Origin of the sequence: Algorimicrobium algoritergicola, assembly GCF_008086165.1 — a bacterium.
GTDB lineage: Bacteria > Bacteroidota > Bacteroidia > Flavobacteriales > Flavobacteriaceae > Algorimicrobium > Algorimicrobium algoritergicola.
Window position 1 is genome coordinate 402,371 of the sequence record NZ_VSKL01000002.1, and the last position, 19,271, is coordinate 421,641.

General features: G+C 33.2%; 20 protein-coding genes. 9 read left to right on the plus strand and 11 right to left on the minus strand.

Annotated features, from left to right (window positions below):
* Window positions 1-34 precede the first annotated feature (34 nt).
* From ES675_RS07835 to ES675_RS07850, 4 genes are all read left to right on the plus strand, one after another.
* A complete protein-coding gene (locus tag ES675_RS07835) occupies window positions 35-1,153 on the plus strand; it encodes a DEAD/DEAH box helicase (protein WP_066247799.1) in 1,119 nt (372 codons plus the stop codon).
* A gap of 158 nt (window positions 1,154-1,311) precedes the next feature.
* Window positions 1,312-1,770 (plus strand): cold-shock protein, encoded by a 459-nt coding sequence (locus ES675_RS07840; protein WP_066247802.1) that lies wholly within the window; start codon window positions 1,312-1,314, stop codon window positions 1,768-1,770.
* Between the two features lie 55 nt (window positions 1,771-1,825).
* On the plus strand, window positions 1,826-3,031 hold the full coding sequence (locus ES675_RS07845) for a porin (protein WP_066247804.1): 1,206 nt from the start codon (window positions 1,826-1,828) through the stop codon (window positions 3,029-3,031).
* Window positions 3,032-3,067: 36 nt separating this feature from the next.
* Complete coding sequence (locus ES675_RS07850; RefSeq protein WP_066247806.1) at window positions 3,068-4,069, plus strand: metal-dependent hydrolase; 1,002 nt, start codon at window positions 3,068-3,070, stop codon at window positions 4,067-4,069.
* Here the strand turns inward: ES675_RS07850 and ES675_RS07855 are convergent.
* From ES675_RS07855 to ES675_RS07900, 11 genes are all read right to left on the minus strand, one after another.
* Window positions 4,066-5,187 carry an ABC transporter permease gene (locus ES675_RS07855; protein ID WP_066247807.1) on the minus strand — a complete coding sequence of 374 codons (1,122 nt, stop codon included), beginning with the start codon at window positions 5,185-5,187 and terminating at the stop codon, window positions 4,066-4,068. The two genes, ES675_RS07850 and ES675_RS07855, sit on opposite strands and share 4 nt — an antisense overlap.
* An 89-nt stretch (window positions 5,188-5,276) precedes the next feature.
* The gene (locus tag ES675_RS07860) at window positions 5,277-6,383 is read right to left on the minus strand and encodes an ABC transporter permease (protein ID WP_066247810.1); all 1,107 of its coding nucleotides are present in this window, start codon (window positions 6,381-6,383) and stop codon (window positions 5,277-5,279) included.
* The gene (locus ES675_RS07865) at window positions 6,380-7,108 is read right to left on the minus strand and encodes an ABC transporter ATP-binding protein (protein ID WP_066247814.1); all 729 of its coding nucleotides are present in this window, start codon (window positions 7,106-7,108) and stop codon (window positions 6,380-6,382) included. Before ES675_RS07865 ends, ES675_RS07860 begins: the two co-directional genes overlap by 4 nt.
* A 104-nt stretch (window positions 7,109-7,212) precedes the next feature.
* Window positions 7,213-8,115 carry an ABC transporter ATP-binding protein gene (locus ES675_RS07870; protein ID WP_066247818.1) on the minus strand — a complete coding sequence of 301 codons (903 nt, stop codon included), beginning with the start codon at window positions 8,113-8,115 and terminating at the stop codon, window positions 7,213-7,215.
* A gap of 6 nt (window positions 8,116-8,121) precedes the next feature.
* Window positions 8,122-8,580 carry an OsmC family protein gene (locus tag ES675_RS07875; RefSeq protein WP_066247822.1) on the minus strand — a complete coding sequence of 153 codons (459 nt, stop codon included), beginning with the start codon at window positions 8,578-8,580 and terminating at the stop codon, window positions 8,122-8,124.
* Between the two features lie 20 nt (window positions 8,581-8,600).
* Window positions 8,601-9,089, minus strand: coding sequence for a hypothetical protein (locus ES675_RS07880; RefSeq protein WP_066247824.1), 489 nt, complete (start codon window positions 9,087-9,089; stop codon window positions 8,601-8,603).
* A gap of 12 nt (window positions 9,090-9,101) precedes the next feature.
* Window positions 9,102-10,010 carry an HlyD family secretion protein gene (locus ES675_RS07885; RefSeq protein WP_066247826.1) on the minus strand — a complete coding sequence of 303 codons (909 nt, stop codon included), beginning with the start codon at window positions 10,008-10,010 and terminating at the stop codon, window positions 9,102-9,104.
* A 2-nt stretch (window positions 10,011-10,012) separates the two neighbouring features.
* Complete coding sequence (locus ES675_RS07890; RefSeq protein WP_066247827.1) at window positions 10,013-11,266, minus strand: TolC family protein; 1,254 nt, start codon at window positions 11,264-11,266, stop codon at window positions 10,013-10,015.
* A gap of 4 nt (window positions 11,267-11,270) precedes the next feature.
* Window positions 11,271-11,885, minus strand: coding sequence for a TetR/AcrR family transcriptional regulator (locus ES675_RS07895; protein ID WP_066247831.1), 615 nt, complete (start codon window positions 11,883-11,885; stop codon window positions 11,271-11,273).
* A gap of 74 nt (window positions 11,886-11,959) precedes the next feature.
* Window positions 11,960-12,127, minus strand: a complete 168-nt coding sequence (locus tag ES675_RS16420; protein ID WP_170244080.1) for a hypothetical protein — start codon at window positions 12,125-12,127, stop codon at window positions 11,960-11,962.
* A gap of 88 nt (window positions 12,128-12,215) precedes the next feature.
* On the minus strand, window positions 12,216-14,519 hold the full coding sequence (locus ES675_RS07900; protein WP_066247833.1) for a type IA DNA topoisomerase: 2,304 nt from the start codon (window positions 14,517-14,519) through the stop codon (window positions 12,216-12,218).
* A gap of 156 nt (window positions 14,520-14,675) precedes the next feature.
* On the opposite strand from ES675_RS07900, the gene ES675_RS07905 reads away from it, so the two are divergent.
* From ES675_RS07905 to ES675_RS07925, 5 genes are all read left to right on the plus strand, one after another.
* Window positions 14,676-15,008 (plus strand): ArsR/SmtB family transcription factor, encoded by a 333-nt coding sequence (locus ES675_RS07905; protein ID WP_066247836.1) that lies wholly within the window; start codon window positions 14,676-14,678, stop codon window positions 15,006-15,008.
* Window positions 15,009-15,123: 115 nt separating this feature from the next.
* Window positions 15,124-15,591: a DUF6428 family protein gene (locus tag ES675_RS07910; RefSeq protein ID WP_066247838.1), complete on the plus strand. Its 468-nt coding sequence runs from the start codon at window positions 15,124-15,126 to the stop codon at window positions 15,589-15,591.
* 18 nt (window positions 15,592-15,609) lie between these two features.
* Window positions 15,610-16,230, plus strand: coding sequence for a low molecular weight phosphatase family protein (locus ES675_RS07915; RefSeq protein WP_066247843.1), 621 nt, complete (start codon window positions 15,610-15,612; stop codon window positions 16,228-16,230).
* Window positions 16,223-17,251, plus strand: coding sequence for an ACR3 family arsenite efflux transporter (arsB, locus tag ES675_RS07920; protein ID WP_066247846.1), 1,029 nt, complete (start codon window positions 16,223-16,225; stop codon window positions 17,249-17,251). The genes ES675_RS07915 and arsB overlap by 8 nt, the downstream gene beginning before the upstream one ends.
* Window positions 17,252-17,404: 153 nt before the next feature.
* The gene (locus tag ES675_RS07925) at window positions 17,405-19,087 is read left to right on the plus strand and encodes a hypothetical protein (protein ID WP_066247850.1); all 1,683 of its coding nucleotides are present in this window, start codon (window positions 17,405-17,407) and stop codon (window positions 19,085-19,087) included.
* The last annotated feature ends 184 nt before the right edge of the window (window positions 19,088-19,271 follow it).

The window sequence follows — 19,271 nt, forward strand, 5'->3', positions numbered from 1 at the left end:
AATAAATCTACCTTTGCAGCTTAATAAAATTATTATGACTTCATTTTCCGATTTAGGCATTCGTAAAGAATATATAAAAGCCTTAAAAGAACTCCACATTGAAAAGCCAACTGAAATTCAGGCCCAAGCAATTCCTGTTTTATTGCAAAAACAAACTGATTTAATTGGTTTAGCGCAAACAGGAACTGGGAAAACGGCTGCTTATGGACTACCTATTTTACATCAAATAGATCCTAATAAATCGGAAATTCAAGCGCTTATTTTAGCTCCAACACGCGAGTTGGTGCAACAAATACAAAAGCAACTTTTCAAATTTACCAAATATTGCGATTATAAGATTTTTACAGAAGGTGTATATGGTGGCGAAAAAATTGACAAGCAAATTAAAGCTTTAAAACGAACTACTCATATTATTGTAGCAACACCAGGACGTTTATTAGATTTAATTGATCGTGGTGATATTGATATTAAAAACATTAAAACATTGGTGTTAGATGAAGCTGATGAAATGTTAAGTATGGGTTTTAAACAGGATTTAAATCGCATATTAACATTTACATCTGGAAAGCGTTCTACGTGGTTGTTTTCGGCTACAATGCCTGAAGAAATTCAGAAAATGATAAAAACCTATATGTCGCCAAAAGCGATTAAAATAGAGGTAAATAGAAATAGTTTGGTAAATGCCAATATTACACATCAATTTATTAGAACATCTATAAAAGGTAAAGTTTCTGTTTTAATTAATTTATTAGAAGGCTTTAAAAAACAACGTGGAATTATTTTTTGCAAAACGAAAGCTGGAACCCAAAACTTAACAGATGTTTTATTGAATGAAGGATTTTCAGTTGGTGCTTTGGAAGGCGATATGCAACAAAAAGAACGGGATAAAGTTATGCGTGCTTTCAAAAATGAATCTGTTCAAATATTAGTATCTACCGATGTTTCGGCACGAGGAATAGATGTTAACGACTTGGCGTTTGTTATCCACCATCAGTTACCAGAGCAAATGGAATACTATACACACCGAAGTGGAAGAACTGCTAGAGCTGGAAAAAAGGGACGATCTATAGCATTAATTTTAGATGATGAACGCAAACTTATTCGTGAAATTGAGAACACTTTAGGCATAGAATTTGCAGAATTCCATGTGTAACTTTCAAATAGGAAATTAATATCTTATATTTGTACGCATTGCAGGAGTAACCTAAAATCTGAATTTAGGCTTATAATACGACCATAGTTCTTTTTAAACCATGTAATTATTATTTTATTTCTTCAATTTAACCCTAAAAAAATTACTATAAAATAACAATGGCAAAATCGCAACAGACATTTAACAAAAGTGAAAAGGAAAAGAAGCGTTTAAAGAAACGTGAAGACAAACGTAAAAAAATGGAAGCTAGAAAACTTGAAAAAGAAGATGGCGGAGGTGATGGTATCCAATTTGCTTATGTTGACTTTAATGGAAATTTAACTGATACACCACCAGATCCAAATATGCGTGTTAAAGTGGATGCAGAAAGTATTGAAGTGAGTATTCCAAAACGTGATGATAGCGATATTGAGGAATTTGATCCAGTAAGAAAAGGAAAAGTTTCTTTTTACGATAACTCCAAAGGTTTTGGTTTTATTATTGATTCTGAAAATCAAGAAAAATACTTCTGTCACGTAAGTGGCTTAATTGATGAAATAGCGGAAAACGATGCCGTATCTTTTGAATTAGAAAAAGGTATGAAAGGTATGAACGCTGTTAAAGTAACCCGTATTTAAATTTTGATCACATAAATCGCTTAAACTCTTTAAAAGATTTTAGGTTTTAATAGCTATGTCCATTAAATCGATTACATTTTTATCAATAATTTTATTTCAGTTTGTTGCTATTAATACACTTATAGCACAAACTGATTCGCTTTCTTCAGAAAAAATTAATGTTGAATACACAAATAAAGGTTTTCAATTTAGCACACCTGATAAAAATTACTCACTTCATCTAGCAGCACGTTTACAATTTCGTTTTGCAACTCCAAACGATCAAAGTCCGGTTAATTTTGATGACTTTTTTGAGGATAGCAAAACAGCATTCAAAATTAATAGAGCCCGTTTAAAAATTGGTGGAAATGCCTATAAACCTTGGTTGAAATATTATTTTGAATATGATATGGCTCAAGGTAATTTATTAGATTTCCGTATTATGATTGAGCGTTGGGACTTTTTTAAAATTAAAGTTGGTCAATGGAAAACCTATTATAGTCGGGAAAGAATCATATCATCTGGTAAACAACAAATGGTGGATCGCTCTATCATTAACAGGCCTTTTACATTAGATAGACAACAAGGAATAGAATTTTCAGGTCGCATTTTTCCTGAAACTGCAGCGGATTTCACATATCATGTTTCGGTATTGACAGGAACCGGAAGAGGCTCCACAATAAATGACGATAACCATTTATTATATGTTGGTAGACTACAATATAATTTATTTGGTCGCGAATTAGAAATGACCGGATCGGATATTAAGTTTCATGAAAAACCTACTGCTTTATTAGCTATTGCCGCAGCAACCAACAGAAGCCAGTACACACGATTTTCTTCAGCAGGTGGTGGCAATTTAGTAGGATATGATAGTAATGAACCTGGTCAATATCGCGTAAATCAAGCATTAGTTGAAACTGCTTTGAAATATCGTGGGTTTTCGTGGCAGAATGAAAATCACATCAAAAAAATTACGGATTACGAAACGAATACAGACCGAACATTAACTGGTTATTATCTTCAAGCAGGTTACTTTTTCTCAAATATTTTAGACTTTGTTCCTAAACCTTTAGAGGTTGCCGGAATATACTCGCATTACACGCCCAATAGAGACATTGGTTACAGCCAGGAGCAAGAAATGGGCATGGCTTTTAACTGGTTCTTTAAAGAGCATAGAAATAAATTAACTATGGAGTTTACCCATTTTGACTACGAAAGTCCAGAAAGAGTTGAGCAGAAAGAATGGCGTTTCCGGATTCAATGGGATATATCATTCTAACTATATTTTACCTAATTCTAACTTTCTTATAAGCCCATGGATTCTTTAACGCAAATAGTTTTAGGCGCTGCTGTTGGTGAGGCCGTTTTAGGCAGAAAAGTTGGTAATAGAGCCATGCTTTATGGTGCTATTGCAGGTACAATTCCTGATTTAGATATTTTTTCTTCCTATTTTACAGATACCGTTACCGCTTTAGAAATTCACAGAGGTTTTACACATTCCATTTTATTCTCTATCATTTTTGCGCCAATTCTTGGTTGGTTGGTATCACGATATGAAAAATATAAAAGTATAAAAGGTTGGTCTTGGCTTTTCTTTTGGGCGTTTGTAACACATCCTATTTTAGATGCACACACCACGTGGGGAACACAGTTGTTCTGGCCTTTAGATTTGCGCTTGGCTTTTAAAACCATATTTGTGGTTGACCCATTATACACTTTACCATTTTTGGCATTTTTGATTTTGACCATGTTTCAAAAACGAACTTCAGAAAAACGTCAATTTTACAATCGTACGGGATTATTAATAAGTACCGCTTATCTGGCACTTACATTTATATTAAAGTGGTCAGCTTTCACGAAGTTTGAAAATGCTTTGGAAGAACAAAATTTAAGCTATCTACAGATTGACACAAGACCTTCGCCTTTGAATACCATTTTATGGAGTGCTAATGTAGAAACAGAGCATGCTTACTTACTTGGAAACTATTCCTATTTCGATACACAGCCTATTTCATTTGTCTCATATCCTAAAAATCATGAATTGATATCAGATTTACTTTCCAATGACAAAATGCAACGCATGATTCACATTTCGAAAGGATGGTACACCATAACACAAGAAGACGGAAAATTATACTACAATGATTTACGTTTTGGATTATTGAGTTTAGAACCTGGCTCCGAAAGTTTTGTTTTTCAATTCTTGATCGATAAAGATGATGAAACTGGAAACATTAGTTTTATTGAACAGCCCAAAGGTAGTCGCGATGCCAAGAAATTAATGTCTGAACTTTGGACACGTGTTAAAGGGAATTAAGTCGTTTTCTTATAACTCCAAACCGCTAATCCATTCATTAGTAATGCGTAAATAAGTGTTTTTACTAGTTGTGGCAGGATATCGATAAAACCAGATCCTTTAAGCATCACCATGCGCATGACTTCAACAAAGTATTTGATAGGATTAAATTCGGTAAGTATTTGAGCCCATTCTGGCATACTCTCAATAGGTGTAAACAGTCCGCTCATTAGAATAAAAATCACTACAAAAAACCAAGCGATAAACATGGCTTGTTGCTGGGTATCGGTAAAATTGGAAATAAATAATCCCATACCGAGTATCACCAAAATAAAAATAGAAGTATAGAGGTACATAAGTAATAAACTTCCTACCATAGGCACATTAAAAATGAGCCTTGCAAGAATTAATCCAATAGTTAACAAGCCCATTCCAATAACCCAAAACGGAAAAAGCTTACCAATAATAAATTGACTTTTCTTTATAGGCGTAACATTGATTTGCTCTAAAGTTCCAATTTCTTTTTCTCTCACAATATTCATTCCTGAAAGAAATAACGTGATCATGGTAACTAATAGTACTAATATACCTGGTACCATAAACGTTTTGTAGTTTAACGTTTCATTGTACCAAAAAAGTGGGATGGTAGCAATGTCAACAGGTTGAATTTGAGATTCTGAAAATTGCATCAAATCCGTTTTAATATGCCTATTATAATTCTGAATTATTTGAGAAACATATACGTTTTCAACACCAGCAGCAGCACCATCAATAGCATTAATAGTAACTCCTAAAGCACCTTTTTTTTCCTTTAGCAAATCACGTTCAAAATGAGAGGGAATCTCTAAAACAACATCTACTTCTCCTTTTAGCATAGCTGAACTTGCCAATTTTTGAGTTGGAAAGGCTGTTAAAACATTAAAATATGTAGAAGCCTCAAATTTTTCTATTAACGCTCGTGAAGAAGTACTGTGGTCATTATCTATATATGCGAATTTGATATTCTTGACTTCAAAAGTAGCTGCATTAGATAAAATAATTAATTGGAGTAGTGGTAGCACAAAAATGATTGGTAGCATACCTTTATTTCTAAAGATTTGCTTGAATTCTTTTTGGATGATATATTGTATTGTTTTCATATTTTTAAAAGAATAAAGAGAAAAGAGTAGAGAATAAAGACGATATGGCTTGGTCTTACTTCTTTTCTCTTTCTTCTATTTTCTGTTTTTCACTCTAATCTAATTTTATATTTCTTCACACTTACTCCCATAAAGAAAACAGTCATCCCTATTAAAATCAGTGTTTCTTTCCATATAAACTCTAGCCCAACACCTTTTAGCATAATACCCTTTAATATGATAATAAACCATTTTGCAGGAATGGCATGACTGATATATTGTAAAGGGATTGGCATACTTGAAATAGGAAAAATAAAACCTGATAATAGAATTACTGGAAGCATTAAACCCATTAATGAAATCATCATCGCGGTTTGTTGTGTTGCTGAAATGGTTGAGATTAAAATTCCTAAAGCTAAAGCTGATACAATAAATAAAATACTCTCAAAAGCCAATAAAATTAAACTCCCTTGAACAGGCATTTTAAAGATGAAAATACTCAACAAAACGATTACGATAGCATTAATTACCGACAAGAAAATATACGGAAACACCTTACCTACAATTACTTGAAAAGGTTTTATAGGTGACACTAATAAAATCTCCATAGTTCCCAATTCTTTTTCGCGTGTGATGGAAATGGACGTCATCATAGCAGAAACCAGCATTAATATAATAGTCATTACACCGGGAACAAACATATACACGCTTTTTAGTTCTGGATTATAGACCATTCTTGGTTCTGAAACAATAACATAATTAATAGTTATAGCTTTGTTTTGTTCTTGCTGGTATTTTTTTAAAATAGAATTTACATAATTACTAATGGTGTTAGCCGTGTTTGGGTCTGTTGCATCTGTAATTATTTGAACAGTAGCTTGGCTATCTTTTATAAGATTTTTACTAAAATCTTTTTCAAAGTTTAAAACAGCTTTCACTTTTCCCTTTTTAAAAACAGCCTCAATATCATCTTCACGTTCAATAAGTTGCTTAATACTAAAGTATTTTGATGCTGATATTTTGTTAATGATTTCCTTTGTGGTGGCATCATTTGAGTGATCTAAAATAGCAATATCCACATTGTTAATTTCATTGGTAATGGCAAAACCAAATAGTAAAATTTGGACAATAGGCATTCCAAAAAGAATAAACAATGAGCGTCTATCTCTAAAAATGTGATAAAATTCTTTGGTAACAAAACCTATAAATCGTTTCATCCTCTGGCTAGTTTTAAAAACACATCATTCATACTAGTAACTTGAAACTGTTCCTTTAATTTTTTTGGCGTATCCAAAGCTTCTATCTTTCCATTTACCATAATAGAAACGCGATCACAATACTCGGCTTCATCCATATAATGCGTCGTAACAAAAATAGTTGTGCCTTGATGTGCTGCTCTATAAATCATTTCCCAAAACTGACGCCTAGTAATGGGATCTACACCACCAGTAGGCTCATCTAAAAAAACAATTTTTGGCTCGTGCAATAATGCTACCGAAAATGAAATTTTTTGTTTCCAGCCCAAGGGTAACGAACCAACTAATTGTTTGGCAACATCCTCTAGGCCTAAATCGTCTATCATTTCTTTTGTTTTCTCTTTGATTTTTAATTTCGACAAACCATAGATACCTCCAAAAAATGTAATATTTTCTTTAACTGTTAAGTCATCATATAATGCAAATTTTTGACTCATATAGCCAATGTTTTTTTTGATGTCTTCCGCTTGAGTAAAGACATCAAAACCGGCTACCTGGGCTGAACCTGATGTTGGATTTGAAATTCCAATCAGCATTTTCATCGCGGTTGTTTTTCCCGCACCATTAGCACCAAGAAATCCAAAAATCTCACCTTTTTCAACGGCGAATGTAATGGCATTTACAGCAGTGAAATCGCCAAACATTTTAGTTAAACCTTCAGCTTGTATGACTTTGTTATTATTCATATTTATCTCCCACGGAAGTGGGAGTCTCATTATTATCAATTCCAGAAATTTCAGAATTGAGACCTATCACGTTTTTTGAAACCTGTTAGGTTTGTAGTTTATTTTTATTTTGCTAACTCCATAAAACTATCTTCTATAGTTGCTTGGGTTTTTTCAATGGTAATATTTGATAGGTTTTGGGCTTGTAAATACTGTTTTAAATCGTCTGGATTAAATCTGTCGCGTTTATCCGTATAATGTACAAACTCACCAAACGGATATACACTATGCTGATGTGGGTAAGCCTTTAAGCTCATTATTAATTGATACATATTGTTTGCACTAACGTCATAAATAGTTTTAGGGTACTGATTTACTATGGCTTCCGGTGTATCAATCTGTAAAATTTTACCATCTTGAATTAATGCTATTCTATCACACAATGCGGCTTCGTCCATATAAGGCGTAGAAACTAAAATGGTTATATTTTTTTGTTGTAAGCGTTTTAGCATGTCCCAAAATTCTTTCCTTGAAACGGGATCGACTCCTGTTGTGGGTTCGTCTAGAAACAACACTTTGGGTTTGTGAATCAACGCACAACACAAAGCCAGTTTTTGCTTCATACCTCCAGATAATTTACCTGCACGACGATCTTTAAAAGGCTCAATTTGAACATAAATATCTTTTATTAAATCATAGTTTTCGGCAATAGTGGTTCCGAAAATAGTTGCAAAAAACTTCAAATTTTCTTCAACCGTTAGATCTTGATATAATGAGAATTTCCCTGGCATATAACCCACGTGCTTTCTAATTTCTTTAAAGTCTTTCAGCACATCATAACCTGCAACAGTTGCATTACCTTCATTGGCAATTAACAAGGTTGTTAAAATTCTGAAAAGTGTTGTTTTTCCTGCTCCATCAGGACCAATTAAACCAAAAAGCTCATTTGGTTTTACTTCAAAAGAAATATCCTGTAAGGCTTTTACATTTTTATAGGATTTGCTGATATGGTTGATTGAAATGCCCATGACACTTTAATTTTGAACGATGATTTTAATTTCCATAGTAACTTTTGATGTAATAGAATTTGAAATTAGACAAGCTTTTTCAGCTTTTTCAACAACTCGTTCTGTACGATCACGTTTGGATTCGTCTGTAATAACAACTTCAGGAAATAATAACACCTCGCTCATTACAAATTTGCCATCTACTTTTTCTAAAATACCTTTGGAATCACACCTAAAACTCACGTATTCTAATTTCGAAAACTCTGCAATCGCCAAAAAAGTAGTCATTAAACAACTGCTTACAGCGGCAGTAAATAAATGTTCTGGCGACCAAATATTTGGCATTCCTCCAGGGAACTCTGGTGGTGTTGCAACTTCCAAACAGTTGGTTTCATTGGTTTCATTATTGTGTAACTCTGGTGAACACATCATTCCCTTTCGGTCTTGTGTCCAATTAATATTCACGTTATATGTGTGCTTTTCCATGGTGAAAAACTTTTAAGTTATTATTGAAAATAAGTGTTGTACGCATTGATGTTTTCTTTGATGCTAACCGTAATTTTTGCAGAATCATCAACATCCTCTGTTTTTAAAAGCGCATCAATTTTTTCAATTAATGGGTGAAGCCAAATGTGTAAATTGTCATGTGAAGGGCCTTTCATTGTACAATTTTTTACAACAAAATTTTTCTCGTCATTCAGTTGTTCTGCTAGTTTATGATAGTCATCTAATGTGCTAGCTGTTTGTGTATTGATTGTGTTTTGAAGTTTTTGAACACCTTCATTGGTTGTCGCATCGGCTTGCCACTTATCACCATTATCAATTTGTATTTCACTTACCCATGCATTGGCATAAACCCCAGAGGCTTCGTGGGTATCATGATTGTTATGGGTGTCCGCAGGATGTTCAACAGTTTCCGTTTTTACGTCTTGATTTTTGCTGTCTTTACAGCTTACTAAAGCCAATAGGCTTAAGGTGAAAATTACATGTTTCATTGTTTATAGTTTTTATTGATTATTATTTGAGTTATTTAACCACATTTCTGCAGGCATGCCTATTTTTAAACTACCATCATTTTTAACGGTTATTTTTACGGCATAAACAAGCGCAATACGCTCTTCTTTAGTTTGAATAATTTTAGGTGTAAATTCGGCTTCAGATGCAATCCATATTACGGTTCCTTCATAATCCTTCATGGTATCATTTGAATCGATTTTAACGGTTACGGATTCACCAATTTTTAAATTTGCTAATTGGGTTTCACTAATAAAAACACGCAATTCCATGTTTTCTAAAGCGGCAATTTTGTAAAGTGGTTTTCCAAAAGCTGTTATTTCACTAGGTTCTGCGTATTTCGTTAATACCGTTCCGTTTATTGGATTTATAATCTTGCATTTATCAATTTGATTATCAATTTGTTTGAGTTGAACATCTAAATTTTTCAATTCGTTAACTACAGGTGCGTTTTGGATTTCTACACTGCGTACTTGCTGTTTGAGAACATCTATTTCTCCTTGAACATCGTCCAATTGTTTTTGTGTTCCAGCTTTATCTCGAATTAAATTTTCTGTTCTAATTTTATGGATGTTTGCTGTTTTTAATTTCGCATTTAAAACGGCTATTTGGGATAAAACACCTTGCGATTTACTACTAATAACATCTTTAGAAACCAGTAATTGCTCCCGCTTTAATGCTAAAGGAATCGTGTCTATATAACCAATAAAGGCATCTTTCTTAAGCGCATCGCCTTCCTGTACATGAAATGCCATAATCTTTCCATTATTTTCAGCAGATACGGTGATTTCTGTTGCTTCAAAATTACCATATCCATCGGCTTTACCATTAGAATTGCTACAAGAATTCAACGTTAATAGTCCGAAACTAATTCCTAAATAATATATATATTGTCGTTTCATTTTTACTGTCCTTGCGTTATGTTATAATTTGCTTTTGCTAATTGTAATTGAATGTTATGGTTTGCGAAACTGTTTTCGGCTTCATATAGATTTGTTAATTCCGTAATATAAGTGGAGGCTGTAATAACACCATTTCGCAATTGCGATTCGGTTGCTAATAACACGGCTTTTCGAAGATTGATGATTTCTGTATCTATCAGTATCGTTTCAGAAATTTTAGCTATTTCCGATTCGTACTTATTAAGTTCTATGTTGGTGTTTAATTCAAAAATTTCCGTTTCATTTTCTACAATATCTTTATTAATCATTAAAGATTCACGTTTCTTTTTATTGGCATTCCAATCAAAAACGGTCCAGTTTAATTTGACGCCAACCGTATAAAATGATTGAAATGAATTGTCTAACATATTTAAACCAGGGTTTCCAACACCTCCAGATGCAAACCCGAATAATTTTGGAATATTGTCTTTTTGCATCAATTGCTGCTGACTCTCAATTTCATCCTTTTTTAACTGAAACAATTCTAGTTCTGGTCGTTGAAGTGTAGGAGAGAGGCTTGTAACAATTGCAGGTTTCTGAAATGTGGTTAATTCATTTAAAGACACACCTATTAAGGCCGATAATGTTTCGGTAAGTACCTTCTTATTATTAGTAATTTCGGTAACCTGTTGTTTTATTTTTAATAATTCAGCTACAAGAACTTTATCAGAAGCTGGCAACATGGTTCCGTATTCAATACCTGATGTTACTTCACGTAACTTACTTTCTAATTGCTCTTTTTTTGCTACTAATAAATCCAAGGATTCATTGTGTAACAAAATAGAGAAGTACAGTTGGTTAACACGTTGTTTTAACTGATACAGCGAAACTTCCAACTGTTTTTGCTGCGTTTTTAATTGTGCTAATTTTACTTTAGATGATGCATTAATAGCACCACCATTATAAATTAATTGATTCACATAAAGTGTAGCACGATATTGATCATTATTAGGTGGTTCAATGCCAGTGTCTGGAAGTGGTATTTGTGTAACATCAGATAAATAAGCCGCTTGTGCATCAAAGTCCAATTGCGGCATTTTTTGAGTATCTATAAGATCTAATTCTAAAGCGTTTCGAGTTTCTAATAAGGCATGTTGTTTGACCAGTGGGTAATTTTCCGACACCAATTGGTAGCATTTTTCCAAGGTTACACGGTCTTGCGACCAACTTTGCAAGCCAATAAAGAGAAGAAACAATATACTAACGCGTGTTTTCATAGTACTATTTTTTTATGGCATTGATAATAAAATCAGAAACTTCTGTCTTTCGGTTTTCCATAAGCTGCTTAAAACCTTTATCATCTTCTTTTGTAAAAGCCTTAACCAATGGTTTTGCTACAAAAGGAAAGATGTTTAAAGCCAGAATATTAATAAATAGCTGCTCACCAGAAATGGGCTTCAAAATACCCTCGCTTACTTCAAAATCTACTCGTTTTTTGAATTTCTCAATATTTAAAAGTGTTGAATTCTCTTGAATTTTATGAAGGAAATCTGGATTTCTATTTAACTCTTGAATAATGAAATTCGGTAAATAAGGATGTTTAATTATAAATGTTATATAGTTGGACGTGAAGTTTTTTACTTTGGCTTCAATAGACGATTCGTCATTTAAAATTGTATTTAACTGGGGCGCTAACAGGGAAAATGCATTCTTAAAAACAGCTTCAAAAAGCAATTGCTTACTGCGATAGTAATAATGAAGCATGGCTTTGTTTATACTTGCGGCATCTGCAATTTCTTGCATTCGGGCGCCATCCATTCCTTTAGTTTGAAATATTTTTTTAGCAGCATCTAAAATTTGCTCCTCCGTGTTTTCGTCTTTCTTCTTTGCTGTCATTAACTTTATAGTTTAACCACTTGGTTAACAAATGTACAAAAAACAATTCATTGCGAAAATGAATTGTTTAAAATTTATAAATTACCGGCCGTATCGTCCGTTTCTTCTACATCTTCTTTAGGTTTACCACTCATCATGAAATTGATTAAAATTCCTACTAGAACAACACAAACGAGGGCAAATATGCCTATCATTATAACGCCATTATTCCAGTTATACAGTGCAAGGGATTGAGAAATCATAATTGTAAGTTTTGGTTTTCAATTGGTAAAAATATAGGTTATAACTGTTTCTAAACATGATATTTATCACAATTTATGAAATTATATGCTATATACCATGATTTTGAATAATTTCAAATACCAATTCTTTGGTCATTTTTTTACCTTGAGCCTTTTCTCTTAAGTCATTAAAAGTTAATAAAAAATCGCACCCCTTATTATACTTGGTGCAACCATAGGCTGTTTGACCTTTAGCAATAGTACCTTGTTGACATTTAGGGCAGGTTATTGTTTCGGGAACTAACGTTTGTTTTTTCTTTTTAGGTTCTATAACTAGTTTAAAGTTTTCGTCAAAACGCAATAAGCCTTCAACAGCGCCAGAATCCGTTTTGAACCCTTTCAAACTAACGGTTGATCCTTTTTGAAGTAATCGTATATATTGCTTTTCAGAAATTTTCTTATCGTGTACTTTGAAGGGTAAAACCAATTTACATCCAGATTTGTATTCCGAACAACCAAAAGCTGACTTACCTTTTATTAGCGTTCCTTGTTTACATTTAGGGCAGGTTTCAGATGTAATTCCTTTACTAGTACTCGATTTTTTCACCTTCGGCTTTGCTGCTTTTTGTTGTGATGTAACAGCATGAGATATGTTAGCACGCCTGGTTTCACTTCGAACTTCATAAACCAATTCATCCACCATACGTTTCATATTATTAATAAACGTACTGGCTTTAAATGTACCTTTTTCAATATCCTTCAATTGCTTTTCCCAGGTTCCTGTCAATTCAGCCGATTTTAAAATATCATTCTGAATGGTGTCAATCAATTGAATTCCTGTTGTAGTTGGTAAAACTTGCTTTTTATTTCGAATAATATATTTACGCTTAAAAAGCGTTTCAATAATATTAGCCCGTGTAGATGGTCTTCCAATACCATTATCTTTCATTAATTCACGTAATTCATCATCATCCACCTGTTTGCCTGCTGTTTCCATGGCACGTAGGAGGGAAGCTTCCGTAAATTGATTGGGTGGTTTGGTTTGTTTCTCTAAAAAAGAGGGTTCATGTGGTCCTTTTTCGCCTTCTACAAAAGTGGGCAACATATCGGACGTTTTTGATTCTTTTTCTGGATTTTCAAATACAACACGCCAACCTTTTTTCAAAATTTCTTTTCCCGTTGTTTTAAAATTTACTTCAGCAGCTTGCCCGATTACAGTTGTGTTGGACACATCACAATCATCATAAAAAACAGCAATAAACCGTTTTACAATACTATTATAGACCTGTTGTTGGTTGTATTGCAGCCTAATTTCCACACCTGTTGGAATAATAGCATGGTGATCGGTTACTTTTTTGTCATTAAAAACTTTAGATGATTTTTTAATTTTCTTCCCTAAAAGTGTCTGCGTTAACGTAGCATAATTCGTTAGATTCTTTAAAATACCTGCTATTTTCGGATAAACATCATTTGGTAGAAACGTGGTATCAACTCTTGGGTAGGTTACTACTTTCTGTTCGTATAAACTTTGCACGAGTTTTAACGTTTCATCGGCTGTAAAACCAAAACGTTTGTTACAATGCACTTGTAACCCCGTTAAATCGAATAATTTTGGTGCGTATTCTTTTCCTTTCTTTTTGGTAGTTGAAATAATTTCGAATTCAGATTCTTTAACTTTATTCGCTAAAACTTCACCATCTTCCATTTTTAAAAAACGCCCTTCTTCATAACTGAAAAGTGTATCACGATATAAGGTTTGCAGCTCCCAATAGGGTTGTGGTTTGAAATTTTCAATTTCCTTAAACCGATTAACAACCATGGCTAAAGTGGGTGTTTGCACACGTCCAACCGATAAAACTTGCTTGTATCCACCGTGTTTTAGAGTATATAAACGGGTGGCATTCATTCCTAAAAGCCAATCGCCAATGGCTCTGGAAAATCCAGCATAATACAGGTTATCATAATCTTCAGATGGTTTTAAGTTTTCAAAACCTTCTTTAATGGCTTCGGTTGTTAAAGACGAAATCCACAAGCGCTGAATAGGTCCTTTGTAGTTAGCCTGATCCATAACCCAACGCTGAATAAGTTCACCTTCTTGACCAGCATCACCACAGTTTATGACTAAATCTGCTTTATCAAATAGGCTTTTTACAATTTTAAACTGCTTCTGAATTCCCGAATTAGAAACCACTTTCGTTTTGAACTTTTCGGGAAGCATGGGTAAATTGTTCAAATCCCAGCTTTTCCAATAGGGTTTGTAATCATTAGGCTCCATTAAAGTACATAAATGCCCAAAGGTAAAGGTTACTTGATAACCATTACCTTCAAAATAGCCATCATGCCTGGTATTAGCACCTAATACAGATGCTATTTCTCTGGCAACACTGGGTTTTTCGGCAATACAAACTTTCACAATTCGTTGATTTTTTAGGAAGACGCAAAGTACAGAAATTTATGAAAACATGATAGTCTTTAATAGTGATAGAATACCTTTTTTTGAACAAAAATTAAAAAAAACAAATCAGTTTAAATAATTAATCGTAATATTGCAATATACAAATACAGAACTATGGGAATTACCAAAACAGACAAGTTTACAGATGAGCAAAACAGGTTAGCAACCATAGCTAAAGCTTTAGGTCATCCAGCTCGTGTAGCCATACTTCAACATTTATTTAAAATTGATAGTTGTATTTGTGGTGATTTGGTTACCGAAATTGGATTGGCACAGCCAACCATTTCACAGCACTTGAAAGAGTTGAAAAACTTGGGCATTATTAAAGGAAATATCTCTGGAACAAGTGTTTGCTATTGCATTGATCAAGATGAATGGCAAAAAATAACCCAATTATTAAGCCAATTTTTAAGTCAGAAAATTGAAGGCGTAGGCGACTGCTGCTAAAACTATAAACGTAAAAAATACAGATATGAACCGAGCACGCTAAATGTATCTAGTCTTTATGAGAATTATAAATTGCGAATAGCATGTGACAATTAAAAAAAATTAAAATACACATATGAAACTATCAGAAATCAAACAACATTTAAGTCAATTAGAAACTATTGCATTTCAATTACCCAATGGGCAATTAGTGCCAAATCATTTTCATGTAACGGAAGTCGGAAAAATTAATAAAAATTTTATTGATTGCGGTGGAACTGTAAGAACGGAGAATGTAATTAATTTTCAATTATGGGAAGCCAATGATTATGACCATAGGTTACACCCTGAAAAACTAGTTTCCATTATCGAATTATCTGAAAAGGTATTAAACTTAGAAGATTTAGAAATAGAGGTGGAATATCAAGGCAATACCATTGGGAAATACGGTTTGGATTTTGATGGCAAGAACTTTTTGCTGACCAATAAACAAACGGATTGTCTGGCTAAAGATCAATGCGGTATTCCTTCTGAAAAACCCAACCTTAAGGTATCTGAATTAGAAAAAACGGAAAGCTGTGCTCCAGGTTCTGGTTGTTGTTAAATCTGTATTTAAATAGTAATGATGAACACGAAGTTAAAAGCTACAATTACTAGTTTTCAAGGGAATTCTATTAGTCGTGAACGACAGGATATAATTAAACCTTTGATTGACTACATACAGCATAAAGTAATTAATAATCAGTATATTAGGTTAAATTTTATTTGTACTCATAATTCCCGTAGGAGTCATTTATCCCAAATATGGGCACAGGCATTGGCCCATTATTTTGGAATAAAAAATATAGCTTGTTATTCGGGTGGAACAGAAGCAACCACTGTTTTTCCTGTAGTAATTGATACTCTAATTAATCATGGGTTTGAAATCCATCAATTAGCTCAAAGTGACAATCCCATTTACAGTATTAAATATGCCATAAATGAACCAGCTATAATAGGGTTCTCTAAAACGTATGATGATACATTTAATCCGGAATCTGAATTTGCAGCTATTTTAACGTGTTCCCAAGCGGACGTTGGTTGCCCTTTTATTGCCGGCGCAGAACAACGTATTCCAATTACCTATGAAGACCCGAAGGCTTTTGATAGCTCTCCATTACAAAAAGAAAAATACCTGGATCGAAGCCTCCAAATTGCTTCTGAATTATTTTATGTGTTTTCTCAAATAAGAACCAATGACTAAAAAATTATCTTTTTTAGATGGATATTTAACACTTTGGATATTTTTAGCCATGCTGTTAGGTGTAGCTATTGGTAACCTTATTCCAGCTATCCCAGATTCCATAAATCAATTAAGTCATGGCGCTACCAATTATCCAATTGCCATCGGGTTAATTTTAATGATGTATCCACCATTGGCAAAAGTTAATTATAAGCTTTTACCAACCGTTTTTAAAGATGTCAAGGTATTATCAATTTCCCTCTTTCTTAATTGGATTATTGGTCCGATATTAATGTTTATTTTGGCCATTTCCTTTCTACAAGATTATCCTGAATATATGGTAGGCCTTATTCTTATTGGTCTTGCACGTTGCATTGCCATGGTTTTAGTTTGGAATGACCTTGCTGAAGGTAGCAGCGAATATGGTGCAGGTTTGGTAGCCTTAAATAGTATCTTTCAGATATTTGCCTATAGTTTTTATGCTTGGTTATTTATTACCGTTTTACCACCTTACTTTGGTTTTGAAGGTGCTATTGTAGATATTTCTATTGCAACTATTGCCGAAAGTGTTCTTATATATTTAGGAATACCCTTTGCGCTAGGTGTTTTAAGTCGCGTGATATTAGTCCCAATAAAAAGTTCAAAATGGTATAATGAAACTTTTATTCCTAGAATTTCACCTATTACTTTAATGGCCTTGTTATTTACTATTGTCGTCATGTTTTCTTTAAAAGGAGAAATGATTATGAGCATTCCTTTTGACATTATAATCATAGGTATTCCTCTAATAATCTACTTCGTTATCATGTTTGTTATAAGCTTTTTTGTTAGCAAAGCAATTGGCGCATCCTATAATACAAATGCGGCTATATCTTTTACCGCAGCTGGAAATAATTTTGAATTGGCCATAGCCGTTGCCATTGCCGTTTTTGGAATAAATTCTGGACAAGCTTTCGCAGGTGTGGTTGGACCACTGATAGAAGTTCCTGCATTAATTTTGCTCGTTCGGGTTGCATTTTGGTTGCGTAAAAAATACTATTAACATCACATTTTCAATACTTTAAAAACATTAGTTCTTATAAATCTGTATATTTGAGTAAACTAACCCATTACTTTTTATCTAGTGATACGTTTAAGACTATTGTTTTTTATAGTAAGTATAGCTTTATCTTTAAAATGCAGTGCTCAAGTAAACTTGACTAGTACTGAAGCTTTAAAAAAATACGAGAGTATAACAGCTACCATGTCTGAATCATTTCCTGAAAATGAATTCAAAACATACAGACGTGAATCCTTTACGGAACAACAACTTCAAACCTATTTATTTCAGCATTATCAACGGTTGGACTTATTACCATTTATTGAAGACCATTATCTTTTTAAAATGCAGAGCTATTTGCATTCCGGGAATTGGTTTCGTGAAATTGGATTTCCTGAAGAATCCATAAAATGGTATAAGGCGTTTTTCGAATATTACGATGCGAATTTCAAAAAGTTATCTCCTGACGAAAAGTATAATTTAGTTGAAATAATTACGTATTCTTATGGTATACAAGCCGATAATTATGCTCGAATTGGTCAATTAGATAACGCAGCATTACAACATAAAAAAAACATAGCTTTTATTAAAGATTATGATATTATAACTAATCCGTCGGCATTTAATAATTATGGGCTGTTCTTTTATTGGAACAAAAAGGATCTAGATTCCGCTTTAGTTTATTTCAATAAAGCGTATTTATTAACTAAAGAAAAATTCCCAAATCATACCTTATTAGGCAGTATTCGGGATAACATTGCTGACATTTACACCAATCGGAATCAATATGAAAAAGCCCTACCGCTATACCACGAGAATTTCAAACTATACCAAGGCACTAAAAACGAAAGTTCTAACGCATTTGATGTTACACGATTTATTAGCGCAGGAATTCAATTAATAGAAACAGAGTTAAAATTAGATAATATCAGTCAGGCACAGGAAACATTTAATGATTTACAGAAAACGCTTGAGATGCCAGAATTTAAGGGTAACATTAGGCAACAATCCCAATTAGAAATTCTTCAAGCTGAAAAGTCCTTATATCAATCGCAAGGAAACTATAAAGCGGCACTCGTTATTGCTGATAAAAGACTAGAATTATTAGACAGTTTCAATGCTCTATCAAAACTTGCCGATAAAAAGTGGCAAGATGAATTAAATGCTATATCACTTGACCGTTTTGCTTTAAACGCTAAAATTGATAGAATAGAAAAGGAAAACAAAATTCAAAGTCAACGGTCTAAACTATGGATCATAACCTTATCATCATCCATAATTTTAATTTTATTACTCTCCTTATTCTTGCGTAGGCGCCAACATATCATCAATGCAAAAAACAAACAACTTTTAGCCGAACACAAACTAGAAATTTCAAGTGTAAAGAATGAAAACTTACAATCTGAAATTGAATCTAAACAACGGGATTTATCTGATTTTGCAATTAATCTAACCCAAAATCAAGAATGGGCTCAAGATTTAGCGAATAAATTAGAAACAATTAAGGAAGCGCCTTCCGAAGGTAAAAAAGTGTTATTAGCTCATTTAGAGCAGGATATACAAAACAGGATTACCTTTGATACCAACACTCACGAATTTTATGACCGGTTGGATAAATTAAGTGATGCTTTTTATAGTAAACTAAACGGACTATTTACAAATTTGAGTAAAAACGAAATTAGAATGTGCTCCTTAATTCGTCTAAAAATGGATAGCCGAAGTATTGCAACACTTCAAAATATAACTTTAGCATCCTTAAATACCAGCCGGTATCGGTTACGAAAAAAATTAAATCTTTCAGAAAACGAAGATTTAGATACTTTTATTCAAAATCTATAACTTCCTCAAAAACAATACATTAAGCATGTTTTAGATGTCAATTTCTCTTCTGTCTATTAAAAGTCTATTGCTTGTTCATTACCTGTCTATATGCATATTTATGTCTATGCGTTTTAAACTTATACTTTAGTTCCAGTAAAAAAAAGGTTCCTAATTAGTAGCAACATTTGTATAACCTTATAAA

Bases quoted from the DNA above. Each gene is read 5' to 3' on its own strand.
- ES675_RS07835 (WP_066247799.1), top strand. From the start codon at position 35: ATGACTTCATTTTCCGATTTAGGCATTCGTAAAGAATATATAAAAGCC.
- ES675_RS07840 (WP_066247802.1), top strand. From the start codon at position 1,312: ATGGCAAAATCGCAACAGACATTTAACAAAAGTGAAAAGGAAAAGAAG.
- ES675_RS07845 (WP_066247804.1), top strand. From the start codon at position 1,826: ATGTCCATTAAATCGATTACATTTTTATCAATAATTTTATTTCAGTTT.
- ES675_RS07850 (WP_066247806.1), top strand. From the start codon at position 3,068: ATGGATTCTTTAACGCAAATAGTTTTAGGCGCTGCTGTTGGTGAGGCC.
- ES675_RS07855 (WP_066247807.1), bottom strand. From the start codon at position 5,187: ATGAAAACAATACAATATATCATCCAAAAAGAATTCAAGCAAATCTTT.
- ES675_RS07860 (WP_066247810.1), bottom strand. From the start codon at position 6,383: ATGAAACGATTTATAGGTTTTGTTACCAAAGAATTTTATCACATTTTT.
- ES675_RS07865 (WP_066247814.1), bottom strand. From the start codon at position 7,108: ATGAATAATAACAAAGTCATACAAGCTGAAGGTTTAACTAAAATGTTT.
- ES675_RS07870 (WP_066247818.1), bottom strand. From the start codon at position 8,115: ATGGGCATTTCAATCAACCATATCAGCAAATCCTATAAAAATGTAAAA.
- ES675_RS07875 (WP_066247822.1), bottom strand. From the start codon at position 8,580: ATGGAAAAGCACACATATAACGTGAATATTAATTGGACACAAGACCGA.
- ES675_RS07880 (WP_066247824.1), bottom strand. From the start codon at position 9,089: ATGAAACATGTAATTTTCACCTTAAGCCTATTGGCTTTAGTAAGCTGT.
- ES675_RS07885 (WP_066247826.1), bottom strand. From the start codon at position 10,010: ATGAAACGACAATATATATATTATTTAGGAATTAGTTTCGGACTATTA.
- ES675_RS07890 (WP_066247827.1), bottom strand. From the start codon at position 11,266: ATGAAAACACGCGTTAGTATATTGTTTCTTCTCTTTATTGGCTTGCAA.
- ES675_RS07895 (WP_066247831.1), bottom strand. From the start codon at position 11,885: ATGACAGCAAAGAAGAAAGACGAAAACACGGAGGAGCAAATTTTAGAT.
- ES675_RS16420 (WP_170244080.1), bottom strand. From the start codon at position 12,127: ATGATTTCTCAATCCCTTGCACTGTATAACTGGAATAATGGCGTTATA.
- ES675_RS07905 (WP_066247836.1), top strand. From the start codon at position 14,676: ATGGGAATTACCAAAACAGACAAGTTTACAGATGAGCAAAACAGGTTA.
- ES675_RS07910 (WP_066247838.1), top strand. From the start codon at position 15,124: ATGAAACTATCAGAAATCAAACAACATTTAAGTCAATTAGAAACTATT.
- ES675_RS07915 (WP_066247843.1), top strand. From the start codon at position 15,610: ATGATGAACACGAAGTTAAAAGCTACAATTACTAGTTTTCAAGGGAAT.
- arsB (WP_066247846.1), top strand. From the start codon at position 16,223: ATGACTAAAAAATTATCTTTTTTAGATGGATATTTAACACTTTGGATA.